At 61.0% G+C, this 25,523-nt stretch carries 16 protein-coding genes, 2 tRNA genes and 1 pseudogene; 9 read left to right on the top strand and 10 right to left on the bottom strand.

The features are described from left to right. Nucleotides 1-36: 36 nt before the first annotated feature. The 3 genes from GIV26_RS13035 to GIV26_RS13045 all read left to right on the top strand — a co-directional run bounded on the left by GIV26_RS13035 (nt 37) and on the right by GIV26_RS13045 (nt 4,456). A complete protein-coding gene (locus GIV26_RS13035; RefSeq protein ID WP_236280933.1) occupies nt 37-1,569 on the top strand; it encodes an AmpG family muropeptide MFS transporter in 1,533 nt (510 codons plus the stop codon). Between the two features lie 197 nt (nt 1,570-1,766). Continuing rightward, nucleotides 1,767-3,482, top strand: coding sequence for a proline--tRNA ligase (locus tag GIV26_RS13040; protein WP_236280936.1), 1,716 nt, complete (start codon nt 1,767-1,769; stop codon nt 3,480-3,482). Between the two features lie 20 nt (nt 3,483-3,502). Continuing rightward, nucleotides 3,503-4,456: a hypothetical protein gene (locus GIV26_RS13045; protein ID WP_057975080.1), complete on the top strand. Its 954-nt coding sequence runs from the start codon at nt 3,503-3,505 to the stop codon at nt 4,454-4,456. Nucleotides 4,457-4,585: 129 nt separating this feature from the next. Here GIV26_RS13045 and dinB read toward each other — a convergent pair whose 3' ends face one another. Beyond that, complete coding sequence (gene dinB, locus GIV26_RS13050; protein ID WP_003193948.1) at nt 4,586-5,644, bottom strand: DNA polymerase IV; 1,059 nt, start codon at nt 5,642-5,644, stop codon at nt 4,586-4,588. Nucleotides 5,645-5,922: 278 nt separating this feature from the next. Here dinB and GIV26_RS13055 point away from each other — a divergent pair. The 4 genes from GIV26_RS13055 to GIV26_RS13070 all read left to right on the top strand — a co-directional run bounded on the left by GIV26_RS13055 (nt 5,923) and on the right by GIV26_RS13070 (nt 10,454). Continuing rightward, a tRNA-Met gene (locus GIV26_RS13055) sits at nt 5,923-5,999 on the top strand. A gap of 175 nt (nt 6,000-6,174) precedes the next feature. Further along, a tRNA-Met gene (locus tag GIV26_RS13060) sits at nt 6,175-6,251 on the top strand. A gap of 280 nt (nt 6,252-6,531) precedes the next feature. Further along, nucleotides 6,532-9,174 carry a bifunctional lysylphosphatidylglycerol flippase/synthetase MprF gene (gene mprF, locus GIV26_RS13065; protein WP_014719775.1) on the top strand — a complete coding sequence of 881 codons (2,643 nt, stop codon included), beginning with the start codon at nt 6,532-6,534 and terminating at the stop codon, nt 9,172-9,174. Further along, nucleotides 9,174-10,454, top strand: coding sequence for a virulence factor family protein (locus GIV26_RS13070; RefSeq protein WP_236280938.1), 1,281 nt, complete (start codon nt 9,174-9,176; stop codon nt 10,452-10,454). Before mprF ends, GIV26_RS13070 begins: the two co-directional genes overlap by 1 nt. A 135-nt stretch (nt 10,455-10,589) precedes the next feature. Here GIV26_RS13070 and recJ read toward each other — a convergent pair whose 3' ends face one another. Both recJ and GIV26_RS13080 read right to left on the bottom strand, forming a co-directional pair. After that, on the bottom strand, nt 10,590-12,299 hold the full coding sequence (gene recJ / locus GIV26_RS13075) for a single-stranded-DNA-specific exonuclease RecJ (RefSeq protein ID WP_236280940.1): 1,710 nt from the start codon (nt 12,297-12,299) through the stop codon (nt 10,590-10,592). A gap of 156 nt (nt 12,300-12,455) precedes the next feature. Beyond that, entirely contained in the window at nt 12,456-12,998 is a 543-nt protein-coding gene (locus tag GIV26_RS13080) for a YaeQ family protein (RefSeq protein WP_003193952.1), read from the bottom strand. Between the two features lie 137 nt (nt 12,999-13,135). On the opposite strand from GIV26_RS13080, the gene GIV26_RS13085 reads away from it, so the two are divergent. Beyond that, on the top strand, nt 13,136-14,335 hold the full coding sequence (locus GIV26_RS13085) for a CaiB/BaiF CoA transferase family protein (protein ID WP_072447184.1): 1,200 nt from the start codon (nt 13,136-13,138) through the stop codon (nt 14,333-14,335). A gap of 172 nt (nt 14,336-14,507) precedes the next feature. On the opposite strand, the gene GIV26_RS13090 is transcribed toward GIV26_RS13085, so the two are convergent. Then, nucleotides 14,508-14,792 (bottom strand): DUF3509 domain-containing protein, encoded by a 285-nt coding sequence (locus GIV26_RS13090; RefSeq protein ID WP_020301357.1) that lies wholly within the window; start codon nt 14,790-14,792, stop codon nt 14,508-14,510. A gap of 207 nt (nt 14,793-14,999) precedes the next feature. Here GIV26_RS13090 and GIV26_RS13095 point away from each other — a divergent pair, with 207 nt between their 5' ends. Next, a complete protein-coding gene (locus tag GIV26_RS13095) occupies nt 15,000-15,662 on the top strand; it encodes a response regulator transcription factor (protein WP_034128635.1) in 663 nt (220 codons plus the stop codon). On the opposite strand, the pseudogene GIV26_RS13100 reads toward GIV26_RS13095, so the two are convergent. The 6 genes and pseudogenes from GIV26_RS13100 to xerD all read right to left on the bottom strand — a co-directional run bounded on the left by GIV26_RS13100 (nt 15,631) and on the right by xerD (nt 25,445). After that, nucleotides 15,631-16,874, bottom strand: a pseudogene (locus GIV26_RS13100) (EAL domain-containing response regulator). The gene GIV26_RS13095 and the pseudogene GIV26_RS13100 sit on opposite strands and share 32 nt — an antisense overlap. Nucleotides 16,875-17,056: 182 nt before the next feature. Then, nucleotides 17,057-20,629, bottom strand: a complete 3,573-nt coding sequence (locus GIV26_RS13105) for an ATP-binding protein (protein ID WP_236280943.1) — start codon at nt 20,627-20,629, stop codon at nt 17,057-17,059. Nucleotides 20,630-20,758: 129 nt separating this feature from the next. Further along, the gene (gene thrC / locus GIV26_RS13110) at nt 20,759-22,168 is read right to left on the bottom strand and encodes a threonine synthase (RefSeq protein WP_096144555.1); all 1,410 of its coding nucleotides are present in this window, start codon (nt 22,166-22,168) and stop codon (nt 20,759-20,761) included. A 67-nt stretch (nt 22,169-22,235) separates the two neighbouring features. Continuing rightward, nucleotides 22,236-23,540, bottom strand: coding sequence for a homoserine dehydrogenase (locus tag GIV26_RS13115; protein WP_003193959.1), 1,305 nt, complete (start codon nt 23,538-23,540; stop codon nt 22,236-22,238). Between the two features lie 128 nt (nt 23,541-23,668). After that, nucleotides 23,669-24,400: a thioredoxin fold domain-containing protein gene (locus GIV26_RS13120; RefSeq protein ID WP_005791088.1), complete on the bottom strand. Its 732-nt coding sequence runs from the start codon at nt 24,398-24,400 to the stop codon at nt 23,669-23,671. A 148-nt stretch (nt 24,401-24,548) separates the two neighbouring features. Then, complete coding sequence (xerD, locus tag GIV26_RS13125) at nt 24,549-25,445, bottom strand: site-specific tyrosine recombinase XerD (RefSeq protein ID WP_020301360.1); 897 nt, start codon at nt 25,443-25,445, stop codon at nt 24,549-24,551. Nucleotides 25,446-25,523: the final 78 nt, after the last annotated feature.

Consider the following 25,523-nt stretch of genomic DNA (forward strand, 5'->3'; position numbering starts at 1 on the left):
GCTTTGTTTCCGCAAATCTGAGGCAGACTCCAGCCCATGCCCCGTAAAACCTGGCGCGCCGCGCTCGCCGCCTATGCCAGCCCTTCGACGTTAGTGCTGTTGTTGCTCGGTTTCGCCGCCGGCATGCCTTACATGTTGGTGTTTTCGACGCTTTCGGTGTGGCTGCGTGAAGCCGGTGTGGCCCGCGAGACCATTGGCTATGCGAGCCTGATCGGCCTGGCCTACGCCTTCAAATGGGTCTGGTCGCCGCTGCTCGACCAATGGCGCCTGCCGTTGCTTGGCAAACTGGGGCGTCGTCGCTCCTGGCTGGTGCTGGCCCAGTCGCTGGTGATCCTCGGATTGATCGGCATGGGCTTTTGTGACCCGCAAAAACACCTGTCCTGGTTGATCGCCATCGCGGTGATCGTCGCCTTCGCGTCGGCCACGCAAGACATTGCCGTGGATGCCTACCGCCTGGAAATCGCCGACGACAGCCGTCAGGCCGCCCTGGCGGCAAGCTACATGTCCGGCTATCGCATTGCCGCCCTGCTGGCTACCGCCGGTGCGCTGTTCTTTGCCGAAGGCTTTGGCTCCACCGGCTTCAACTATAAACACTCGGCCTGGACCGGCACCTATGTGCTGTTCGGCGTGTTGATGGTGCCGGCGTTGCTCACCACCTTCCTCATGCGTGAACCTGATGTGCCACTGCGCACCCAGTTGCAGGCCGGACGCTACAGTTTCATGCACCAGTTGGTGTCGGTGTTTGTGCTGATCGTGCTGTTGGTCTCGGTGCCGGCGATGTTCACCCAGTTGTACAACACCGACTTCGCCAGCGTGCTGTTCCAGGGCGTGAGTTTGTGGGAACTGCTGATGGAAGACCGCGCGTTCCTGCGCGCCATCCTCTATATCATCCTCACTACCCTGTGCCTTTCAGCCATGGGCCGCCGGGGCCTGGCGCCCGTGCTCACGCCGGTCAACGACTTTATCCTGCGCTACCGTTGGCAGGCGCTGCTGCTGCTCGGGCTGATTGCCACCTATCGCATGTCCGACACGGTGATGGGCGTCATGGCCAACGTGTTCTATATCGACCAGGGTTTCACCAAGGACCAGATCGCCGGGGTGAGCAAGATCTTCGGCCTGATCATGACCCTGCTCGGCGCCGGCATGGGCGGCCTGTTGATCGTGCGGTTCGGGATACTGCCGATCCTGTTCATCGGCGGCGTGGCCTCGGCCGGTACCAACCTGCTGTTCGTGATGCTCGCCGACATGGGCCCCGACCTGCAGATGTTGATCGTCACCATCTCCCTGGACAACTTCAGTTCGGGCATGGCCACTTCGGCGTTCGTGGCGTACCTGTCGAGCCTCACCAACCTCAAGTTCTCCGCCACCCAATATGCGCTGCTCAGTTCGATCATGCTGTTGCTGCCGCGTTTGATCGGCGGCTATTCAGGGGTGATGGTGGAGAAGTTCGGTTATCACAACTTCTTTATGATCACCTGCCTGCTGGGTGTGCCGACGCTGCTCCTGATTGCGCTGCACTGGTTCCAGGAGCACCGCCGCGCCCGACTGAATCCCCCGCCGGAAGACTGATACGACTCGGTCAATGTGGGAGCTGGCTTGCCTGCGATAGCGGCGTTGGGTTCACCATCGCTATCGCAGGCAAGCCAGCTCCCACACAAGCGATGGTTACGACAGATACACCCAGCTACCTCACGCCTGTACTCCGGCGACAAGCGCCCGTACAATCCCAAGTCATTTCAAGTCCAAGCAACCGACAACGGCCTACCATGCGTACCAGTCAATATTTGCTCGCCACACAGAAAGAAACGCCTTCCGACGCGGTTGTAATCAGCCATCAGTTGATGCTGCGCGCCGGTATGATCCGCAAACTGGCCTCGGGCCTGTACACCTGGTTGCCCATGGGCTTGAAGGTGATGCGCAAGGTCGAAGCCATCGTTCGTGAAGAAATGAACGCGGCCGGCTCTCTGGAAGTGTTGATGCCGAGCACCCAACCGGCTGAGTTGTGGCAGGAATCCGGGCGCTGGGAAGAATACGGCCCTGAGTTGCTGCGCTTCAAGGACCGTCATGGCCGCGATTTCTGCGCCGGCCCGACCCACGAAGAAGTCATCACCGACCTGATGCGCAACGAGCTGAGCAGCTATAAGCAGTTGCCGCTCAACCTGTATCAGATCCAGACCAAGTTTCGTGACGAGATCCGCCCACGCTTCGGCCTGATGCGTGGCCGCGAGTTCATCATGAAGGACGCCTATTCGTTCCACGCCGACCAGGCTTCCCTGCAAGCGACCTACGACCGCATGCACCAGGCCTACTGCAACGTGTTCACGCGCCTGGGCCTGAAGTTCCGCCCGGTTGAAGCGGACAACGGCTCCATCGGCGGTGCCGGCTCCCACGAATTCCACGTGCTGGCCGAGTCCGGCGAAGACGATATCGCGTTCAGCAACGGTTCCGACTACGCGGCGAACATCGAGAAGGCCGAAGCCATACCACGTGAAACCTCGCGCCCTGCTCCCACCGAGGAACTGCGCCTGGTCGACACGCCAGAGACCAAGACCATCGCGGCCCTGGTGGAGAAATTCAATCTGCCGATTGAAAAGACCATCAAGACCCTGATCGTGCGCGCCGAAGAAGAAGGCAAGCTGATCGCCCTGGTGATCCGTGGCGACCACGAGCTCAACGAAATCAAGGCTGCCCAGCAACCTGGCGTGGCCAGCCCGCTGGTCATGGCCACCGATGCCGAACTGCGCGACGCCATTGGCGCCGGTGCCGGCTCCCTGGGCCCGCTGAACCTGCCGCTGCCGATCATCATCGACCGTTCGGTCGAGCTGATGAGCGACTTCGGTATCGGCGCGAACATCGACGACAAGCACTACTTCGGCGTGAACTGGGAGCGTGACCTGCCGGTTCCGACCGTGGCCGACCTGCGCAACGTCGTGGCCGGCGACCCGAGCCCGGATGGCAAGGGCACCCTGGAGATCAAGCGCGGCATCGAAGTCGGGCACATCTTCCAGCTGGGCAACAAGTACAGCAAGGCGATGAAGTGCGAAGTACTGGGTGAGAACGGCAAGCCGATCACCCTGGACATGGGCTGCTACGGCATTGGCGTATCCCGCGTGGTTGCCGCTGCCATCGAGCAGAACAACGACGAGAAAGGCATCATCTGGAGTGACGCGCTGGCGCCGTTCCAGGTAGCCCTGGTGCCATTGCGCTATGAAACCGAGCAAGTACGCGAAGCCACCGACAAACTGTACGCGGAACTCACCGCTGCCGGTTTTGAAGTGCTGCTCGATGATCGGGACAAGAAAACCAGCCCGGGCATCAAGTTCGCCGACATGGAACTGATTGGCATCCCGCACCGGATCGTGGTCAGTGACCGCGGCCTGGCGGATGGCAATCTGGAATACAAGAGCCGGACCGAAGCCGAAGCCCAACCGTTGCCGGTGGCTGACGTGCTGTCTTTCCTCCAGGCGCGTATTCGTCGCTGAAAACCAGATCAAGAGAAGTCATGTTCAAGCGAAACACCAGAGCCCTGGGGGGCGCCGCCTTATGCGGCGCCCTGCTGGTCAGCGGCTGCGCCAATCAGATGTCGCAACGCAGTGAGCACGAGGAGCGGGTCGAGCGTAAGTTGCTCGACCACAGCCTGCAGATCGATGTAGGCGAACCCACAGTGCTGGAACTGCCGCAACGCCGGGTTCGCATTCATGAGCAGAAGACCTTCGAGGTCACCGAATTCGAAGTCACCCGTCGTTATGACCGCTACACGCCCTACCAGCCCTGGCGCAAACTCTACGAGATGCCCTTGGGTGCCGTGGCGCTGGTGGCGGGCGTGGGTGCCAACGTGGCGAATATCTTCGCCCTCGGCAACCTGCCCACGAGTGTGACCCATGACTGGTTGAGCTACGGCGTGGACGGCATCAACCCGTTCATGAACGTGCAATCCCACGGCCGTGCACAACAGAACCTGGCGGCTATCGATGAAGTCCAGCGTGACAAGCGCCTGGAGTATTCGAGCCTGCCCTGGAGCGAGCGCCCGGTGCAAGTCACTGCCGGCAAGCAGACCCATGAGCTGACCACCGACCGTAACGGGATACTACGCCTTAACCTGTTGGACAGCCCCTTTGCCGAGCAGGACCTGAACCGCGTCACCACGCTGAAAATCACTGTGGCGGATGGCCAGGACGACGTGCATACCGACTCGACCCTGGCGGTCAGCAACACGCTGCGCAGCAAGCTGCTCGAAGCCCATGCCCTGATCTATGACGACCTGGAAGATGACGAAGTGAACCAGTGGGTACACCGGGTCAAACGCCTGTCGGAGCTGGGCCTGGAAGAAGAAGCCAGCGAGCTGGAACAAAGCCTGATCGAACTGACGCGCAATGATCCGGAGTTGCAGCAGGAGTTTGTGCAGGCGTTGACCAAGGACGGGGGGCGTTTGGTGGCGGATCCCGGCGCACGCTGATCGCTCAATACCTGTGAAGATCAAACTGTGGGTGCTGGCTTGCCTGCGATAGCGGTGTATCAGTTAAAGCATTCGTGACTGACACACTGCTATCGCAGGCAAGCCAGCTCCCACATTTGTTTCGGGTTTTTACCAGGAAAACTCGAGCTGTTCGTTGCCGCCGCTCAGGTCCAGCAACCGTACGCCTATCCCCAACAACCGCACCGGCTTGCCCCCGCGATTGAACGCCTGGGTCATCAACTGTTCATAACTCTCCAGATCCCGCCCTGCCCCCGCCTGCTCCAGCGTCGTCTGGGTAAAGTCATGAAACTTCACTTTCACGAACGGCTTGCCCGCCCGGTAGCTACTGTCGATACGCGCCATGCGCCCGGCCAGGGTCTCCATCAACTCCGGCAGTTTCGCCAGGCAACTTGAAAGATCGGGCAAGTCCACGTCGAAGGTATTTTCTACACTGATGGATTGCCGCCGGCTGTCGTTTTGCACTACACGATCATCAATCCCACGGGCCAGGCTCCAGAGGCGCTCGCCAAAACTGCCGAATTCGCGCACCAGCGCCAGTTTGTTCCAGTCGCGCAATTGCAGGCAGTCTTCGATGCCCAGGCGCGCCAGCTTGTCAGCGGTGACCTTGCCCACGCCATGCAGCTTGCTGACACGCAACTGCGAGACAAAGTCTTCAACCTGATCCGGCGTGATCACAAACAGGCCGTTGGGCTTTTTCCAGTCGCTGGCGATCTTGGCCAAAAACTTGTTGGGCGCCACGCCGGCAGACACAGTGATATGCAGCTGGTTGGAGACCCGGCGCCGAATGTCCTGAGCAATACGCGTGGCGCTGCCGCCAAAATGCGGGCTGTCAGACACGTCGAGGTAAGCCTCATCCAGCGACAACGGCTCGATCAAGTCGGTGTAGTCGCGGAAAATCAGCTGGATTTCTTTCGACGCTTCTTTATAGGCATCCATGCGCGGCTTGACGATGGTCAAGTCCGGGCACAGCTTCAGGGCGTGACGTGACGACATCGCCGAACGCACCCCATACGCCCGCGCCTCATAATTGCAGGTGGCGATCACGCCGCGCCGATCTGCCGAGCCACCGACAGCCAAGGGCTTTTGCGCCAGGCTCGGGTCGTCGCGCATCTCGATGGCGGCGTAGAAGCAATCACAGTCGACGTGGATGATTTTGCGCTGCGTCATATAAACGGGGTGTTAACCAACGGGTGGCCAGTATCGCACTCACCCCTGTATATAGCACCAGTAGTTTGAATCTTCTGTCTGAGCGGTAGGAAGTTTTGTAGATGAATATATTTTCTCAATCGAATCCAGCATCCCAATAGAGCTGAAAGCCTTGCCCTGCCTGGCTTCAAGCCCTCAAGAAGCCTCTCATCAAGCGCTAACCAATTGAAGCAAAAGCGCTTTTCTTCGATTCACAGGTTGACACACTCGCGTTCCTCTGTAGAATGCCGACACACAGACGCGGGATGGAGCAGTCTGGTAGCTCGTCGGGCTCATAACCCGAAGGTCGTCGGTTCAAATCCGGCTCCCGCAACCAAACATCAAAAAAGGCTACTCGAAAGAGTGGCCTTTTTTGTGCGTGTTCGTTTTGCGCCTGTACACCTGCACAATGCAGCCAACACCTTGATTTCAGAATAATTAGCGCTTATTCCAGCGATCGGCTCATTAACGGTTGACACCCCGCCATTGGGCTGTAGAATGCCGCCCACAGACGCGGGATGGAGCAGTCTGGTAGCTCGTCGGGCTCATAACCCGAAGGTCGTCGGTTCAAATCCGGCTCCCGCAACCAAACATCAAAAAAGGCTACTCGAAAGAGTGGCCTTTTTTGTATCTGGCGAAAAAGTTCTTCTGAAACAATGGCATGGCATCTTTCATGAAACCGTAGACGGTTTGCAGAGTCCATCTCATTGCACGCTATGCTCAATGCTCAAGCGCTACCCCTCTACGACCAATGGCCGCAGTCGCCGCGCCCGGTGATCCGCGTTAATATTTGTAATTATTTTGTCCATAGGGATTGGTAACTTGGCTGGATACCTCCATCCTGTCGCGCACAATCCACGAGGTGATTGATGCGCGCCAACTCGTCTGAACCACAAGACACCGTCACAGCAGAACAACCGATCACTCCCACCCGTTTGCGGTGGCTGGACCTGTTGAGCAAGTACCGCCAGCCCATCGGCCTGGCCGTGACGCTCCTGCTGTTTGCAATCGCCCTGATCGCCTGCCGGCACCTGCTGCTAGAGCTGGACCTCTACGCCCTGCACGATTCGATCCTGGAAGTGCCCAAGCCTGCCCTATTGGGGGCCTTTGCGGCGGCAGTCGCCGGTTTTGTGATCCTGCTCGGCTATGAATTCTCCGGCGCGCGTTATGCCGGCGTGCAATTGCCCGCCAAGACCCTGGCCCTGGGTGGTTTCACCGCCTTTGCTATCGGCAACGCCATTGGTTTGTCGATGCTCTCGGGCGGTTCGGTGCGTTACCGTTTATATGCACGCCATGGAATCGGCGCCTCGGAAGTGGCGCACATGACCGTGTTCGCCAGCCTGGCCCTGGGCTGTGCGCTGCCGCCGCTGGCCGCGCTGGCCACGTTGAGCAACTTGCCAGCCGCCTCCACTTACCTGCATTTATCGCAAAGCCTGCTCGGCGGCATTGCCGGCGCCGTGCTGCTGTTGTCGGCCCTGCTGTGCATCGGCATCTATCGCCGCCGCCTGCCGGAACAGCCCTACCCCGACAACCTGCTGGTCAAGGCCGGGCGCCGCACCCTGCGCCTGCCTGGCCGACGCCTGACTTTCCTGCAACTGATCATCACCGCACTGGACGTCGCCGCAGCCGCTACCGTGCTGTATCTGCTGTTGCCCGAAGCGCCGCCCTTCGGCCCGTTCCTGTTGGTGTACCTGCTGGCCCTGGCCGCCGGTGTGCTCAGCCATGTGCCGGGCGGCGTGGGCGTATTCGAAGCGATCCTGCTGGCGGCCTTTGCCGACAAACTCGGTGCCGCGCCCCTGGCTGCTGCCTTGCTGCTGTACCGCATGATCTACGTGGTGCTGCCACTGTTGATCGCTTGTGTATTCCTGCTGGTCAACGAGGCCCAGCGCCTGTTCCAGACCCAGCAAAGCCTGCGTGTAGCGTCGGGGCTGGCAGCGCCAGTATTGGCCGTCCTGGTTTTTTTGTCCGGCGTGGTCCTGCTGTTTTCCGGCGCCACGCCAGAGATCGACTCACGCCTGGAAAACATCGGCTTCCTGATTCCCCATCGTCTGATTGACGCGTCGCACTTCGGTGCCAGCCTGATCGGTGTGTTGTGCCTGTTGCTCGCCCAGGGCCTGCGCCGGCGGTTGTCGGCCGCCTGGATGCTGACCATGGTGTTGCTGCTGGTTGGCGCCCTGCTCTCGCTGCTTAAAGGCTTCGACTGGGAAGAAGCCAGCCTGATGACCATGACCGCAGTGCTGCTGGCCATCTTCCGCCGCTCGTTCTACCGCGCCAGTCGCCTGACCGAGTTGCCGTTTTCGCCGCTGTACCTGGTGGCCAGTGTCTGTGTGCTCGGCGCCTCGATCTGGCTGCTGCTGTTTGCCTATCAGGACGTGCCCTACAGTCACCAACTCTGGTGGCAGTTCACCCTCGACGCCAACGCCCCGCGTGGTTTGCGTTCGCTGCTCGGCGCCGCCGTGTTGCTGGTGATCGTATCGCTGACCTGGCTGCTGCGCACGGCACGCCCGGTCATCCACCTGCCGACCCCGGAAGAACTGGAGCGCGCGAGCAAGATCCTGATGGCCTCGTCCCAACCTGACGGCGGCCTGGCGCTCACCGGCGACAAGGCGCTGCTGTTTCATCCCAACGATGAAGCCTTCCTGATGTATGCCCGTCGCGGGCGTAGCCTGGTGGCTTTGTACGACCCGATCGGCCCGACCCAACCGCGCGCCGAGATGATCTGGCAGTTCCGCGACCTGTGCGACATCCACCACGCCCGTCCGGTGTTTTACCAGGTACGCGCCGAGAACCTGCCGTATTACATGGACATCGGCCTCACCGCGATCAAACTGGGTGAAGAAGCCCGCGTCGACCTGAAACGCTTTGACCTGGAAGCCAAGGGCAAAGAAATGAAGGATTTGCGCTACACCTGGAACCGTGGCACCCGGGACGGCCTGTCCCTGGAAATCTGCGAACCGGGCAAGGCGCCGATGGATGAATTAAAAGTCATCTCCGATGCCTGGCTTACAGGTAAGAATGTGCGGGAAAAGGGCTTCTCCCTGGGCCGTTTCAGCGATGACTACCTCAAGCACTTTCGTATCGCGATCATTCGCTTCGAAGGGCGCCCGGTGGCCTTCGCCAATTTGCTCGAAACCTACAATCATGATCTGGCCAGCCTCGACCTGATGCGTGCCCACCCGGACGCGCCCAAGTTGACCATGGAGTTCATGATGGTGGGCCTGATTCAACATTATAAGAGCCACGACTACGCGCGCTTCAGCCTCGGCATGGTGCCGTTGTCGGGCTTGCAACCGCGCCGTGGCGCACCGCTGACCCAGCGCCTGGGCTCGATGGTGTTCCGCCGTGGCGAGCAACTGTATAACTTCCAAGGTTTGCGCCGCTTCAAAGACAAGTTCCAGCCCGACTGGGAACCCCGTTACATGGCCGTGCCCGCAGGACTGGATCCGCTGGTGGCATTGGCCGATACCGCCGCCCTGATCGCGGGCGGCTTGACTGGATTGGTGAAACGCTGATGATTCGACGCTCCTGGCGGTATGTATTGGCTTTAGTGGTGCTGCTTGCGCTGATCGCGGCGGGTGGCTTCTGGTACTGGAACCGCCCTGCCCCGCAACCGACCCTGGAGCACTTGCCCCAGGCCGACGGTTCGGTAATGACCCGCGTAACCCCGGCCAGCAACGCAAAAGCCCGCGTGGCCGTGGCGGTGATGGCCGACGAAACCCTGTCCGACAGCCAACTGATTGCCCTGAGCCAGGGCGGTTCAGCGCAACTGGTTCAGGTGGTGCTGCCAAAAGATGACTGCGCACTGCAGGAAAAAGCCCTGCAAGGCGCCCTGGCCCAGCTGAAAGGCCCGGCAACCCTGGTCAGCGGCATCGGCCCTGGCGCCGCACTCGCCTGGCGCTGGCTGGCCACCCAGAACGACGACAAGGCCAACGCCATCTCCGTGGGCTTCGCCCTGAAACAGGAAGGCTGCAACGACCCGCTGCCGAAAACCGCCGCCCATGGCAGCTGGCTGGTGGCGTGGAACGATAACCCCGACGATGAAAGCGCCAGTTTCGTACGCGACACACCGCGCGCCACCACCAGCATCAGCGACTACGACATTCATTACCCACAGGTGCTGAATAACGAACTGCGCAAGCAACTGGTCGGTTCGGACAACGGCGGCCTGGCGATTCCGGTGGTGGAAGTGCCTGCCGGCCAAGCCAAGGACACCGTGACCCTGTTCCTCTCCGGTGACGGCGGCTGGCGCGACCTGGACCGCGACGTGGCGGGCGAGATGGCGAAGATCGGCTACCCGGTGGTGGGCATCGACACCCTGCGCTACTACTGGCAGCACAAGACGCCGGAGCAAAGCGCCAAGGACCTCACCGAGCTGATGCAACACTACCGGCAAAAGTGGGGCACCAAGCGCTTCGTGCTGACCGGTTACTCGTTCGGCGCCGACGTATTGCCGGCGATCTACAACCGTATGCCAGAAAACGAACAGCAACGGGTGGACGCGATCATCCTGCTGGCCTTCGCCCGCACCGGCAGCTTTGAAATCGAAGTGGAAGGCTGGCTGGGCAACGCCGGCAAAGAAGCCGCCACCGGCCCGGAAATGGCCAAGCTGCCACCAGAGAAAGTCGTGTGCATCTACGGCGCCGAAGAAGTCGACGAGAGTGGCTGCACCGACAAGACCGCCGTGGGCGAAGCCATGAAGCTGCCGGGCGGGCATCACTTCGATGAGAACTACCCGGCGCTGGCCAAGCGGTTGGTGGATATTATCGTCAAGCATCAGGCCAAAGCTGAATAACTCCAGCTTAATCCAAGACCCAATGTGGGAGCGGGCTTGCCCGCGATAGCGGTGGCTCAGTCACAGTAGCGTTGACTGACACTCCGTCATCGCGGGCAAGCCCGCTCCCACAGTGGTACGTGGTGTTGATGAAAACTAGCGCGGTTCGATGTGCGCAATCATCAGTTGCACCGTCTCATTGCCACGAAATTCATTCACATCCAGCTTGTAGGCCAATTCCACCCAACGCACCGTCGGGTTTGGCCACACTTCGCGGTCCACACCAAAGGCGATGCCATCGAGCTTCACCGACCCGCATTCGCTCTTGAGCACCACTTTCAAATGCCGCTCACCCACCACCCGCTGCTCCACCAACTGGAATACCCCGTGAAACAACGGCTCCGGAAAGTGCTGCCCCCACGGGCCGGCATGGCGCAGGGCGCGGGCCAGTTCCAGGTGAAACTCTTCCACCGCCAGGGTGCCGTCTGAAAGCAGGCGACCGGTGAGGTCTTCTTCGCGCAGTTGCCGGCGCACTTCGGCATCGAAGGCTTGCGCAAACAACGGGAAGTTGGCCTCGGGCAAGGTCAGCCCCGCCGCCATGGCGTGGCCGCCGTACTTGGTGATCAGGTTGGGGTGCTGGCTGGCGACGACCGCCAGCGCATCGCGGATATGAAAGCCTTGCACCGAGCGTCCAGAGCCCTTGAGCAGGCCATCACCGGCATCGGCGAAGGCGATGGTCGGGCGGAAATAACGCTCCTTCATACGTGACGCGAGGATCCCGATCACCCCTTGGTGCCACTCCGAATCAAACAGGCACAAACCGTACGGCATCGACTCCACCGGCAGGTCCTTGAGCTGGGCCAGTGCCTCGCGCTGCATGCCTTGCTCGATGGACTTACGGTCCTGGTTCATGCCGTCCAGTTGCGCGGCCATTTCTCGTGCGGCGGCGAAGTCCGTGGTAAGCAGGCATTCAATGCCCAGGCTCATATCATCCAGGCGTCCGGCGGCATTCAGGCGCGGGCCGAGGATAAAACCCAGGTCGGTGGAGGTGATACGCGCATGATCACGCTTGGCCACTTCCAGGATCGCCTTGATCCCCGGCCGCGCCCGACCGGCCCGAATACGCTCCAGCCCCTGATGCACGAGGATGCGGTTGTTGGCGTCCAGCGGCACCACGTCAGCGACGCTGCCCAGGGCCACCAGATCAAGCAGTTCACCGATGTTCGGCTGGGGCTTGTTGTCATACCAACCCAGGCTGCGCAACCGTGCACGCAGGGCCATCAATACATAGAAGATCACGCCGACCCCGGCCAGGGCCTTGCTGGGAAACGTGCAGCCCGGCTGGTTAGGATTGACGATGGCGTCAGCGGCCGGCAGTTCATCGCCGGGCAAGTGGTGGTCGGTGACCAGCACTTGCAACCCCGCCGCTTTCGCCGCCGCCACGCCTTCGACGCTGGAGATACCGTTGTCCACGGTGATCAGCAACTGCGGCTCTCGCTGCAGCGCCACCGCGACGATTTCCGGGGTCAGGCCGTAGCCGTATTCGAAGCGGTTGGGCACCAGGTAATCGACATGGGCCGCACCGAGCAAACGCAGGCCCAGGGTGCCTACGGTGCTCGCTGTGGCGCCATCGGCGTCGAAGTCACCGACGATCAGGATGCGCTGACGCTGCTCCAAGGCCGTCACCAGCAAGTCCACCGCGGCGTCGATGCCCTTGAGCTGCTGATAGGGAATCAACCGCGCCAGGCTCTTGTCCAGCTCGGCCTCCGACTGCACCCCGCGTGCGGCGTAAAGGCGGGTCAACAGCGGCGGCAGTTCACCGAGAAAAGGCAGGACGGCGGGCAATGGGCGGGGATCGATACGCATGGGGTGACGGGAGCTTCTCTTCTAATACATCGGTTAAACACAGATAGTGAACGCAACAAGATCAAATGTGGGCGCTGGCTTGCCTGCGATGCATACGACTCGGTACATCAGGCACGCCGAGTGGATGCCATCGCAGGCAAGCCAGCTCCCACCTTTTCAACCGCGTTCGCCGACCAGCCATTGCAGTTGCACTTCATGCTGGCCACGGTCATCGGTCACAAAGATCGTGCCTTCGCTGATCATCACGTCCCACTTGATCACCCGCGGCATGTCCTTGGCCAGGGTCTCCAACACTTCCTGGGGCACGGCAGCGATATGCACGTTTTTCAGGTTGTTGGCCACCGGCACCACCTTGCCTTCCCACACGCGCAGGCTGCCATAGGCCAGCAGGCTGGTGCGCTCGGTGCGGCGCGAGCACCAGGTGAGGCGGTCGGCATCCGGCTGGCCGACTTCGATCCAGTGCAAAACACGATCATCCAGGCTTTTTTCCCACAGGGCCGGTTCGTCTACATCCGACAGGCCACGCCCGAACGCCAATTGCTCGTTGTACCAAAGGGCGTAGGCCAGCAGGCGCACGGTCATGCGCTCTTCGGTTTCCGAAGGGTGGCGGGCGATGGTCTGTTTGACGCTCTCGTACACCGAGCGGTCGAGGTCGGTGAGGTTGAGTTCGAATTTGTAGGTCGTGGACGGCTGGGCCATGAACGCGCTTCTAAAGACAAGGAAAGGCGGCCAGTCTAACCGATGGCGAGGGCATTGAACGAATACTGCGCTGCATCCGCGCGGCTCGCCTATGTTAAAAAGCAGTACATCATCGTCCCGCGCTTGTAAGGATCCCCATGTCGCTCACTGCCAAACCACTTGCCGGCCTGAAAGTCATCGAACTGGGCACCTTGATCGCCGGCCCGTTTGCCTCGCGCATCTGCGCCGAATTCGGCGCCGAGGTGATCAAGGTCGAATCCCCGGACGGCGGCGACCCGCTGCGCAAATGGCGCAAGCTGTATGAAGGCACTTCGCTGTGGTGGTTCGTGCAGGCGCGCAACAAGCAGTCGCTGACCCTCAACCTCAAGCACCCTGAGGGGCTGGCGATCCTCAAGCAACTGTTGGCCGACGCCGACATCCTGATCGAAAACTTCCGCCCAGGCGTGCTGGAGAAACTCGGTCTGAGCTGGGAAACCCTGCACGCCCTCAACCCCAAGTTGGTGATGGTGCGCCTCTCGGGCTTCGGCCAGACGGGCCCGATGAAGGACCAGCCGGGGTTTGGCGCGGTGGGCGAGTCCATGGGCGGCTTGCGCTATATCACCGGCTTCGAGGACCGCCCACCAGTGCGCACCGGGATCTCCATCGGCGACTCGATTGCCGCGTTGTGGGCAGTGATCGGCGCGCTGATGGCGCTGCGTCACCGCGAAGTCAACGGCGGCCTGGGCCAAGTGGTGGATGTGGCGCTGTATGAAGCCATCTTCGCCATGATGGAAAGCATGATCCCCGAGTTCGATGTGTTCGGGTTTATCCGTGAGCGCACCGGCAACATCATGCCTGGCATCACCCCGTCCTCGATCCACACCACCGCAGACGGCAAGCATGTGCAGATCGGCGCCAATGGCGATGCGATCTTCAAGCGCTTCATGCGCGTGATCGGCCGTGACGACCTGGCGAACGACCCTGCACTGGCCAGCAATGACGGGCGTGACGCTCGCCGCGACGAGCTGTACGGCGTGATTGATCGCTGGGTCAATTCGCTGTCGCTCGACCAGGTGATTGAACATCTGAATAAAGCCGAGGTACCCGCCAGCCGCATCTACAGCGCCGAAGACATGCTGGGCGACCCGCAATTCCTGGCCCGGGAAATGTTCCTCAAGGCGCAGTTGCCGGGCGGCAAGGATTTCAAGATGCCCGGCATCGTGCCCAAGCTCTCGGACACACCGGGCAGTTGCGAATGGGTCGGCCCGCAACTGGGTGAACACAACAGCCAGGTGCTCAATGCCCTGGGCTACGACGCGGCGGCTATCACTCGCCTGCGCGAGGATGGCGCGATCTGACAAATCCCAGGCAAAAAGAAACCCCGAGCAGTGGGGAGACAACTCGGGGTTAAACGTGGTCTACAAAAAGACCCGCACAGCAAGCGACAAACACCGGAGCACAATGCCTGCTCTTGCTGTTACAAACTCTGACTGACCACCTTGTAGGAAGGTTCCGAAGAAAAATAATGTTTCATGCCAGTGCGCCGCCACGGGTTTGGGAGGCGTTGCGCAAGGCAGCGATGACTGAAGGTTCCAGGCGCCCTTCGGCGATTTTCAGGTCGCGGAGCAGGCAATCCACCACATCCACCAGCGCGCGCTTGTCGCTCAATTGCGCACGATCGACTTCACGTTCAACCACGATGGCGCCACCGGGGTTCTTCACGGTTACCAGGCAGTCGTCGCGCATACCGGCAGAGGTCAGCGTAACCTGATAAGGGCTCAGTGCTTGGCTGAGCAATAGGTTGATACTTTCCATCTCGATCACCACTCAATCATTCGAAAAAGGTTCGAAAAACAAAAATGTCACGAAGAGGCTGACATTCAAGTGACCCGTGCTCAAAGCAGAAAGTTCTACCTTTTGTGTAATCCACTGCTTGAGGAAAACGAGCATGCACGGAAAAGATGACAGAGAAAAAACAACGACGCACAGGCTAGAATCCCTGGATTGTCCCGGGAGCCTGCCTTGAGAGCTGCGTCTGAACCGCCCTTGCGTATCGTGATTGCCGACGATCACCCGATTTTCCTGATTGGCCTGCGCGCCGTGCTCGAACGTGACCCGCACATCAGCATCGTCGGCGAGGCCAATTCCCCCCAGGCCCTTAGTGCGTTGTTGCAACACTGTGCCTGCGATGTGGTGGTGACCGACTTCATGATGCCCGTCGAGCCCCAGGCCGACGGGCTGCGCTTGATCGAGCAACTGCGCCGGCACTATCCGCACTTGCCCATTGTGGTGGTGACCATGCTCAACAACGCCGGGTTGTTTCATTCCATCCTGGCATTGGGTGTGATGGGCTTGCTGAGCAAGGCCAGCCTGGCCGATGAGCTGCCCCAGGCAATCCGCCAGGTGCGCCAACAACGCACCTATGTGGCCCAGACCATCCGCCAGGCGCTGAGCCTGGCCGGGGAAGTCGGCGCTGATCGCCTGCATTCCCAGGAGCACCTGTCACCCCGGGAACTGGAGGTGATTCGCCTGTTGGCCAGTGGCATGACGGTGGGCGAGATCGCCGCGCACCTGCATCGCAGCAAGCAGACCGTCAGCGCGCAAAAAGTCAGCGCCATGCGCAAGCTGGGGCTGGCCAACGATGCCGCCCTGTTTATTTACGTGCAGGAACACGGGCTGGCCTAGCCTGGAACGCAATCCATTGTTTGAGCGCCGCGGCGTCCATCGGCCGGGCAATGAAACAGCCTTGCAGCCACGCCGCCCCCAGCTCACCCACGGCATGATAATCGGCGGCGCTTTCAACCCCGGTGACCACCACGGCGATATCCAGACGCGCGGCCATGCTCATGGCCCCCGCCACCACTGCTGCCTTGCGATCGTCACCGGCCATCCCGCAGGCAAACGCCGGGGGGATTTTCAGTTCGGTAAAGGGCAATTCCAGCAAATGCTGCAAGCTGGTGCCGCCCATGCCGAAATCCCGATGGACAACTGGCAGCCCAGCATCCGCAGGCGCAGCAAGCCGGTGAGGTGGGCACTGTCGGTTTTCAGCGTTGCGGTTTCCACAAGCTCCAGCGTCAGGCTATGGGCAGGTATGCCGTGAAGTTGCAGCAGGCCCTGCAATATCTGGGGAAAGTGCGTGCGCTCAAGCATACGTCCGGGAATGTTCACCGCCACCGGCAGCACCTGGCCGGTCTCGCCCATGACCTGATTGGCCAGGCCCAGTGCCTGTTCCAGCACATGCCAGGTAAAGGCCTCTTCCATGCCGGCAAACTCCAGCACCGGCAGGAACTCATCGGGCAGCAGCAATTGAGCTTCCGGCAACTGCCAGCGCGCCAACGCCTCCACCCCTTGCAACACCCCGGCCTGGCTGACGATAGGTTGATACCAGACCCTGCCACAGGCTGCGATGGTCGCCTGGCTGACATCCGCCGACGGCGGCAGTTGCTCCCTGGCGTTCAACCCCAGCAACTGGCGCACACGCTCCCAGGACAGCGCCGCTGGCCCCGGCCGCAAATGCCTCTGGCAGTCAGCCAATACTTGCCCAATCAGCGTTGCCGAGGCCGGCTTGGGCAAACACGCCAGCACATTGAGGCCCAATTGCCGCGCCATATTCGCCACGCCTTCGAGCACATCGGGCTCAGCATTGCTAAGCAGGACTAACACCTGGGCCAAACGATGCTCGGCCAGCTCACGGATCAACTCCAGGCCATCGCCGCGCTCCAGGTACAGATCGCAGATGGCGATATCCACCGGCCCTTTACTGTCCAGGGACTGACGGGCCGTTTCGACATCTTCTGCGGTCAACACATTGAACACACCGTTGGCATTGAGCATCTGGTGCAGTGCCATCAGTTGAAACGGGTTATCTTCGAGGATCAGTACATTGAGAGAGCGCATGGGTCATGGAGTCGATACTGGGAAAAGTCCCCCACAGTAGCCATAAGCCGCGAAGCGCCCCATAGGACGCGTCCGAAATGAGTCGCCTGTAGGAGCGAGCTTGCTCGCGAAAAACGTCAACGATAACGTGTGTTCCCTGAATAGACGCGGCGCCTGTGCGGTTTTCGCGAGCAAGCTCGCTCCTACAAGTCCAGATAAGGCTGCAGGTCGCGACGAAACGCCTTGAGCACCTCGGACAACCTCAACCACGGCTCCTCAAGCTCAGCCCCACGCTGCTCCCGCGCGCATTGCTCAAGCGCCACACAAGCCTTGGCCAACGGCAACGCATCCACCAGCGAACAAATGCCCTTGAGCCGATGCAACGCCGCATTCAAGCGCGCCACATCACGCTCGGCCAGGGCGCTGGCCAACACCTCATGTTCGTGGTCCAGGCTTTTGGCCAGTTCCTGCAACATGCTGTGCAGCACCGGCCCATCGGCCTGGGTCATGGTACGCAGGGCCTGGATATCGAATGAACGCTGCGGCGCCACCTGCGCCAGCACGCGGGTCCAGTGCTCCAGGGTCACCGGCTTGACCAGCAGCTCATCCATCCCCGCATCCTCGCAGCGTCGTTGTTCATCTTTCATTGCGTTCGCCGTGCAACCGATCAACGCACAACGGGGCCGATGCTCTTGGGCTTCGATACGCCGGACCGCCTCGCTCAGGGCATAGCCGGACATACCCGGCATCTGGCAATCGGTCACCAGCACGTCAAAACGCTGCTCACGCCAGCGCTGCAAGGCGGCCTCGGCCGAATCCAGGGCGATCACCTGATGCCCCAGAAACTGCAACTGCTGCGCCAGCACCAGACGGTTGGCGGCCAAATCATCCACCACCAGCACCGACAGGCTGCGACCTGCAGCAGGTAAGGCTGGTGCAGGCGTGGCCGGCACATCGTCGGTGCTGACCCGATCAAGACGCAGATCGATGCATACCTCGGTGCCCTCACCCACCACGCTTGCCAGGTGAATGCGACCGCCCATCAATTCCACCAATTGCTTGCAGATACTCAGGCCCAGCCCGGTGCCGCCATGTTCCGCTGCGGTCAATGCGCTCACTTGAGTAAATGGCTTGAACAACCGCGGCTGCTGCTCGGCGCTGATGCCTGGGCCGCTGTCCTCGACGCACAGGTGCAGGTATTCGTTATTGGACTCATCCCGCTGGCAGGTGACGCTGAGCCTCACCCCGCCCTGCTCGGTAAACTTCAGCGCATTGCCCAGCAGGTTGTGCATCACCTGGCGTAAACGCAGCGGATCGAACCAGTAATAGCCCTTGGCCGCCGGATCAAACGCCAGGGTCAAATGCAGGCCCTTTTTTTGCGCCGTGGCTTCGAACAGGCGCTGGATGCCTTCGAAAAAGCTCCTTAATTCGGTGGTTTGCGGTACCAGTTGCAGGTGACCGGCTTCGATCTTGGCCAGGTCCAGGCTGTCGCCCATCAGCGCGATCAGCTCGCGCGCCGAACGATGGGCCACCTGCAAGGCTTCAGAGACGGGCTGGCCGCTGGCAAGGCAGCGTTCCTGCTCCAGTTCGAGCAACCCGATGATAGCGGTCATGGGTGTACGAATCTCATGACTCAATGCAGAAAGAAATGCACTTTTGGCGTAGTTGGCTTCGTCGGCAGCCTGGCGGGCATCCATCAATTGGTGCTCCAGGTCTTTGCGTTCGTTGATATCGATCCAGCCACCCAGCAGCCCCTGCAAGCGGCCCTGAGCATCGAAGAACGGCACCGTCCACTGGTAAACGTGAAAGCTGCCGCCGTTGAACTCCAGCTCGCGATCGACAAACAACGACTGTTGCGTGGCCAATTGTTCCATATGGCCGGCGTGCAGGCGCGCCGCTGTGGCCTCAGGCATTACCCCACTCTCCATCAGCGTCAGCCCCTGAATCAGCTCAAGCCGGGTCGCCAGTTGCTGTTCATAGCTTTTGTTGCAGGTCACCAGCCGACCGGCCAGGTCACGCACGAACAGCGGGTTGGGCATACCGTCGAGCAACGCGCGTTTAAACGCCAATTGGTCATTGAGCCGCTGCTCGGCTTCCAGCCGCTGACGAATCTGACGCTTGAGCCGGCTGTTCCACACCAGCGACACCAGCACAAACAGCAACGCCGTGGCCACCGTCCAATACGCCCAGGGCGGCACCCGTTGCCAGGCTGGCACCGGAATCGCCACAGCACCGATCCAGCGCAGGCGCAGTGCGCTCAGCTCGGCCACCGGCAAGGCTTCCAGGGCCTTGTTGAGGATACTCAGCAGTTCAGGCTGGTCCTTGCGTACCGACAGGCAATTGGATGACCACTTGCCGTCGACGCTGCGGCCGATACGCAAACCTTCCTGGGAGTAACTCTGTACCTCCACTTCGGTTTGCAGCGTGGCAGCGGCCTCGCCCCGTTGCACCAGTTCACGGGCCTGGGCGTAATTGTCTACCAGGCGCAGCTTGATCTGCGGGTGCATCTGGCGGACGTAACTCTCCAGCACATGGCGCGCCGGCAGCGCCAGAACCTTACCGTCCAGCTGCTTCAAGCCCGTCAGCGGCGTGGCGTCGGCGCGCTCCACGAACACCCAGCCGGAGCCGCCAAAGCCATGGCTGAAGTCGAGCAGCGCCCTGCGCTCCTGATTCGATGCCAGGGTGGTGTTCATCTGCGCCCTGCCGGTTTCCAGCCATTCCAGGGTTTGCGCGGTGGAGTGCACCTCTTCGAAGACAAACTGCAAACCGGTCATGCGCGAAATGCGGTGCAGCAGGTCGACATTCAAACCCACCCAGTGGCCGTCCTTATCCCTGAAGATATAGGGCGACATTTGCTGGGCCACCACTACCACATGGGGATGCTGCAACAGCCAGGTGCGCTCCGCGGCGGACAACTCTACGCGCTCACCGCGAAAGCCGACGCCAAGCCCTGTCGTCCAGCGGCCCAGGATCTCCCGCTGTACCGACTCGTCAATGCTCGCCAAGGCGCGGTTCATCATCGCCCCCAGCAATGGATCGGCCTGGCGGGTGGCAAAGGCAAAGCCGATGGGCGCCAGCCGGCTTTGTTCCTTGATCTGCAACCCCAGGTAAGGCCGCAGCGATTTGTAGGCCCGCACAATCACTTCATTGCCGATAAACGCATCGGCATCCCCTTGCTTGAGCGCTTCCAGGCCGCTGTAGAGGTTGGGTGCGAGCATGATGTGACTATCGGGGTAAGACGCCTGCACGTTGTGCACATTGGCGTAGCCATCAAGCAATACGACTTTCTTGCCCGCCAGGTCATCCTCTTGAAACTCATCACGACGCAGCACCACCACCGACCGGTCGGGCATGTAGTCCTGGGTGAACTGCAAGCCGGGCACATCGCGCTCGTAGCCGTTGGCGCTGGTCAGAATATCGATGGCCCCGCTGCGCAACGCCTCGACCGCCTGGGCTCGCTCGGCAAAGCCCAGTACCTGCATCGGCACCTGCAAGCGTGCGCCGACCAGGCTCAGGTAATCGGCACTGATGCCCTGATAGCGGTTGCGGTCGCGGGTGATATCGATCGGCTGATAGTCATCAATGGAGATACCCACCTTCAACGTCCGATGGGCCGCCAGCCACTGCTGCTCTGCGGGCGCCAGGGGCAAAGGCTCAAGCGGGATAAACGCCGGCACCAGCTTGAAGGGCAGGCTGACGGCCGCCAGGCTTACCGGTAGTTGGGTGAGCCACAGCACACACATCAGCCGCAATGTCCGTTGAATCAAAACCTGCACCGATTTAGCTTCCTTGATTGGGCGAAGGGACAAGTATGGCTCGCCAAAATAAAAAAGCCCGTCACGAGGACGGGCTTGGCCGACTGCAAAAAAGCTAACTGCCGGATGTAATCTGACCAACTGTGGAAATCAGAGCGGCTTGCCGCGGTTACCGTGCTGGCTGACAAACGCCTGCACCGCCTTCAGGTCATTGGCCAACACGGTGCAGCGCTCTTCGCGCGCGAACAGGTCGGTCAAATGTTCCGGCAGTTCCAGCGCCTTGCCAATGCCGGCTTTCTCGACCGCTTCCGGGAACTTGACCGGGTGCGCGGTACCGAGGATCACCATTGGAATATCCAGGCTGCGGCGGCATTCGCGGGCGGCTTTCACGCCGATAGCTGTGTGCGGGTCGAGCACTTCGCCGGTCTCGGCATAGACCTGCGCGATGGTTTCGCAAGTCTGCGCATCGTCCACGGCCAGGGAATCGAACAGCTTGCGGGTTTCGGTCCAGCGCTCTTGCTCGACGCTGAAACCGCCACCTTGCTTGAAGCTGTTCATCAACTCGGCCAGGGCTGCGCCGTTGCGACCGTGCATGTCGAACAGCAAGCGTTCGAAGTTCGACGACACCATGATGTCCATGGACGGCGACAGCGTGGCGTGAAGGGTTTCCTTCACATACTGGTTGCCGCTCATGAAGCGATGCAGGATGTCGTTGCGGTTGGTGGCGACGATCAACTGGTTGATCGGCAGGCCCATGTTGCGCGCCAGGTAACCGGCAAAAATGTCGCCGAAGTTGCCGGTAGGCACCGAGAACGACACCGAACGCGCCGGGCCGCCCAACTGCAGCGAAGCGTGGAAGTAGTAGACGATCTGGGCCATGATCCGCGCCCAGTTGATCGAGTTCACCGCCACCAGGCGTGTGCCCTTGAGGAAGCTCTGGTCAGCGAAGCTGTTCTTGACCATTTCCTGGCAGTCATCGAAGTTGCCTTCGATGGCGATGTTGTGGATGTTCTCACCGAAGATGGTGGTCATCTGGCGACGTTGCACCTCCGACACGCGCTTGTGCGGGTGCAGGATGAAGATGTCGACGTTTTCGCAGTGCTTGCACCCTTCGATGGCCGCCGAGCCGGTATCGCCGGAGGTAGCACCGATGATCACCACGCGCTCGCCACGTTTTTCCAGCACGTAGTCGAGCAGGCGACCGAGCAGTTGCAGGGCGAAGTCCTTGAACGCCAGGGTCGGGCCGTGGAACAGCTCCAGTACCCACTCATTGCCGTTCAGTTGGCGCAGGGGCGCGATGGCGTTGTGGGAAAACACGCCATAGGTTTCTTCCAGAATCTTCTTGAAGTCCGCATCCGGAATGCTGCCGGTGACGAACGGGCGCATCACTCGGAAAGCCAGCTCGTGATACGGCAGGCCGGCCCAGGAGGCGATTTCTTCCTGGGTGAAGCGTGGCAGGTTTTCCGGCACATACAGGCCGCCGTCGGTGGCAAGGCCTGCCAGCAGAACGTCTTCGAAATTCAGGGCCGGTGCCTGGCCGCGGGTGCTGATGTAACGCATGACTGGCTCCTCTAAAACATTCTCGAACAGGGGCCGCCGAATGGACGGGGCCCCTGGAACAAATCGGTTAGTTCAAGTGCTCGACGCGAATGCGCACCACCGGGCCGACCACGCCTTGCAGGGCTTCGAGGGCATGGATGGCATCGTTGATGTGCTGTTCGAGCACGCGGTGGGTCAGCAGGATCATAGGCACCTGGCCGTTTTGCTCCTCGACTTCCTTCTGCATGATCGACTCGATGTTGATACCGCGCTCCGACAGGATGCTGGCTACCTGGGCCAACACGCCTGGATGGTCCTGGGCCTGGATGCGCAGGTAGTAGGCACTTTCGCAGGCTTCGATCGGCAGGATCGGGTGGGCCGACAGCGAGTCCGGCTGGAAGGCCAGGTGCGGCACGCGGTTTTCCGGGTCGCTGGTCATGGCGCGAACCACGTCCACCAGGTCGGCGATCACCGACGATGCGGTCGGCTCCATGCCGGCACCGGCGCCGTAGAACAAGGTAGAACCGGCGGCGTCGCCGTTGACCATCACCGCGTTCATCACACCATTGACGTTGGCGATCAGGCGGTCGGCCGGGATCAGCGTTGGGTGAACCCGCAACTCGATGCCCGCCGGGGTGCTGCGCGCCACGCCCAGGTGCTTGATACGGTAGCCCAGGGCTTCGGCATAGTTGACGTCGGCGGTGGTCAGCTTGGTGATGCCTTCGGTGTAGGCCTTGTCGAACTGCAGCGGGATACCAAAGGCGATGGAGGCCAGGATGGTCAGCTTGTGGGCGGCGTCGATGCCTTCCACGTCGAACGTCGGGTCGGCTTCGGCGTAACCCAGGGCCTGGGCTTCGGCCAGCACGTCTTCGAAGGTACGGCCCTTCTCGCGCATTTCGGTGAGGATGAAGTTACCGGTGCCGTTGATGATGCCGGCTACCCAGTTGATGCGGTTGGCGGACAGGCCTTCACGGATCGCCTTGATCACCGGGATACCACCGGCCACCGCGGCTTCAAACGCCACGATCACGCCCTTCTCGCGGGCCTTGGCGAAGATCTCGTTGCCGTGCACGGCGATCAGCGCCTTGTTGGCGGTGACCACGTGCTTGCCGTTCTCGATGGCCTTGAGCACCAGCTCGCGGGCCACGGTGTAGCCGCCTACCAGCTCGATAACGATATCGATCTCAGGGTTGGTGGCTACGGCGAACACATCGTTGGTAATCGCGATACCGGTCGTTTCGAACTGAGGCTTTGGCGAACGCGTGGCAATCTGCGCCACTTCAATCCCGCGACCTGCGCGGCGGGAAATTTCTTCAGCGTTACGCTGAAGTACGTTGAAGGTACCGCCACCGACGGTCCCTAACCCACAGATGCCTACTTTGACCGGTTTCACTGAAGAACTCCCCATGAAACGGCCGACGCTAGGTCGGCCGTGAAAACAGCCGCACAACTGCGGCTCTCAATTAATGACCCGCCGACGGTTCGGCGGGCCATGATCGTCAAAGGCTCAACGATAAATGCTTACTTGGCACCCAGTGCCAGTTTGGCAACTTGCGGCGCCGGCTGGTAGCCCGGAATCACCTGGCCGTCGGCCAAAACGATGGCCGGTGTACCGTTCACACCAATGGACTGGCCCAGGGCGAACTGCTTGGAAACCGGGTTGGCGCATTTGGCCGATTTGATTTCCTTGCCGTCGACCATCTTGTCCATGGCCGCTTTCTTGTCGGCCGAGCACCACACCGCCTGCAACTGCTCGTCACCCGGCGAACCCAGGCCCTGACGCGGGAAGGCGACGTAGCGCACTTCCACGCCCAGCTTGTTCAGTGCCGGGATTTCAGCGTGCAGCTTGTGGCAGTACGGGCAGGTGGTGTCGGTGAACACGGTGATATGGGTCTTGGTTTCGCCAATGGCGGGGTAAACCACGGTTTCAGCCACCGGGATGCCGTTGATCAGCTTCGACACGCCCAGGCGCTCGGCCTTCTCGGTCAGGTTGACCGGCTTGCCATCCTTGAGCTGGAACAGGTAGCCCTGCACGATGTACTGGCCATCGGCGCTGGCGTACAGCACACGGCTGCCCTTGAGCTTGACTTCATACAGGCCGGCCATGGGGCTGGCGCTGATGCTTTCAATAGGCGTGTCGAGCGCCAGGTTGGCCAGGCTCTTGCGAATGGTTTGCTCGGCCGCATCATCGGCGACCGCAAAGGTGGAAACCAACGCAATGGCTGCGGCGGCAATAATCTGGGTCAAGCGCATGGGAACTCCTGAAGGCAGAGGCAGGGACGGGAGCAGAATACTGATCTGGAACACAACGGGTGCCGTCCCCTTTGCGAACCGGCAAAGCCTACCACAGTTGGGCGGGAGGGCAGACCGCGACAGCTAAAATGGGCCATTTCTGACGGTTTTATCCGCGCGGGTGGTGCTTGGCGTGCATGTCCTGCAAACGTGCGCGTGCCACATGGGTGTAGATCTGGGTTGTGGATAAGTCGCTGTGCCCAAGCAGCATTTGCACCACGCGCAAATCCGCACCGTGGTTGAGCAAATGGGTGGCGAACGCATGGCGCAAGGTGTGGGGTGACAGCGCTTTGCCGATCCCGGCCACTTTGGCCTGGTGCTTGATGCGGTGCCAAAAGGTCTGGCGGGTCATCTGCTCGCCGCGCTGGCTGGGAAACAGCACGTCGCTGGGGCGCCCACCCAGCAGTTCGTGGCGCGCATCGCGCATGTAGCGCTCGACCCACACAATCGCCTCCTCGCCCATCGGCACCAGCCGCTCCTTGCTGCCCTTGCCCATCACGCGCAACACGCCCTGGCGCAGGTTGACCTGCTCCAGGGTCAGGCTGATCAGTTCGGTGACGCGCAGGCCGCAGGCATACAGCACCTCCAGCATGGCACGGTCGCGCTGGCCGATGGCCTCGCTCAGGTCCGGGGCCGCGAGCAGGGCATCGACGTCGGCTTCCGACAAGGATTTGGGCAACGGCCTGCCGAGTTGCGGCATGTCGATTTGCAGGGTCGGGTCGACGGCAATGAGTTTTTCCCGCAGCAGGTAGCGATAAAAGCCACGCACGCCGGAGAGGAATCGCGCAGTGGAGCGCGGTTTGTAGTTCTGCTCCAGGCGCCAGGCCAGGTGATCGAGGATCAACTCGCGCCCGGCATTGATCAGTTCGAGGTTTTTCTCCTGCAGCCAGCCGTTGAACAGCGCCAGGTCGCTGCGGTACGCCTGGCGTGTGTTGTCCGACAGGCCTTTTTCCAACCAGAGGGCGTCGAGGAAGCGGTCGATCAGGGGATGGTCAATGGCAGGCATGGGCACTCAAGCGACTTAGCACAAGGCAATACGCGTATTATTTAAGGAACTGTGACAAGAGCCATTAGTCTTTCATAG

It is taken from the genome of Pseudomonas sp. PA-1-3F (genome assembly GCF_021609665.1).
In the GTDB taxonomy this organism is placed as follows: Bacteria; Pseudomonadota; Gammaproteobacteria; order Pseudomonadales; family Pseudomonadaceae; genus Aquipseudomonas; species Aquipseudomonas paracarnis.

Excerpts from the sequence above, each read along its gene's own strand:
- GIV26_RS13040 (WP_236280936.1), top strand. The coding sequence starts at position 1,767 with ATGCGTACCAGTCAATATTTGCTCGCCACACAGAAAGAAACGCCTTCC.
- GIV26_RS13035 (WP_236280933.1), top strand. The coding sequence starts at position 37 with ATGCCCCGTAAAACCTGGCGCGCCGCGCTCGCCGCCTATGCCAGCCCT.
- xerD (WP_020301360.1), bottom strand. The coding sequence starts at position 25,445 with ATGCCTGCCATTGACCATCCCCTGATCGACCGCTTCCTCGACGCCCTC.
- thrC (WP_096144555.1), bottom strand. The coding sequence starts at position 22,168 with ATGCGTTACATCAGCACCCGCGGCCAGGCACCGGCCCTGAATTTCGAA.
- GIV26_RS13045 (WP_057975080.1), top strand. The coding sequence starts at position 3,503 with ATGTTCAAGCGAAACACCAGAGCCCTGGGGGGCGCCGCCTTATGCGGC.
- dinB (WP_003193948.1), bottom strand. The coding sequence starts at position 5,644 with ATGACGCAGCGCAAAATCATCCACGTCGACTGTGATTGCTTCTACGCC.
- GIV26_RS13085 (WP_072447184.1), top strand. The coding sequence starts at position 13,136 with ATGTCGCTCACTGCCAAACCACTTGCCGGCCTGAAAGTCATCGAACTG.
- GIV26_RS13120 (WP_005791088.1), bottom strand. The coding sequence starts at position 24,400 with ATGCGCTTGACCCAGATTATTGCCGCCGCAGCCATTGCGTTGGTTTCC.
- GIV26_RS13090 (WP_020301357.1), bottom strand. The coding sequence starts at position 14,792 with ATGGAAAGTATCAACCTATTGCTCAGCCAAGCACTGAGCCCTTATCAG.
- mprF (WP_014719775.1), top strand. The coding sequence starts at position 6,532 with ATGCGCGCCAACTCGTCTGAACCACAAGACACCGTCACAGCAGAACAA.
- GIV26_RS13070 (WP_236280938.1), top strand. The coding sequence starts at position 9,174 with ATGATTCGACGCTCCTGGCGGTATGTATTGGCTTTAGTGGTGCTGCTT.
- recJ (WP_236280940.1), bottom strand. The coding sequence starts at position 12,299 with ATGCGTATCGATCCCCGCCCATTGCCCGCCGTCCTGCCTTTTCTCGGT.
- GIV26_RS13080 (WP_003193952.1), bottom strand. The coding sequence starts at position 12,998 with ATGGCCCAGCCGTCCACGACCTACAAATTCGAACTCAACCTCACCGAC.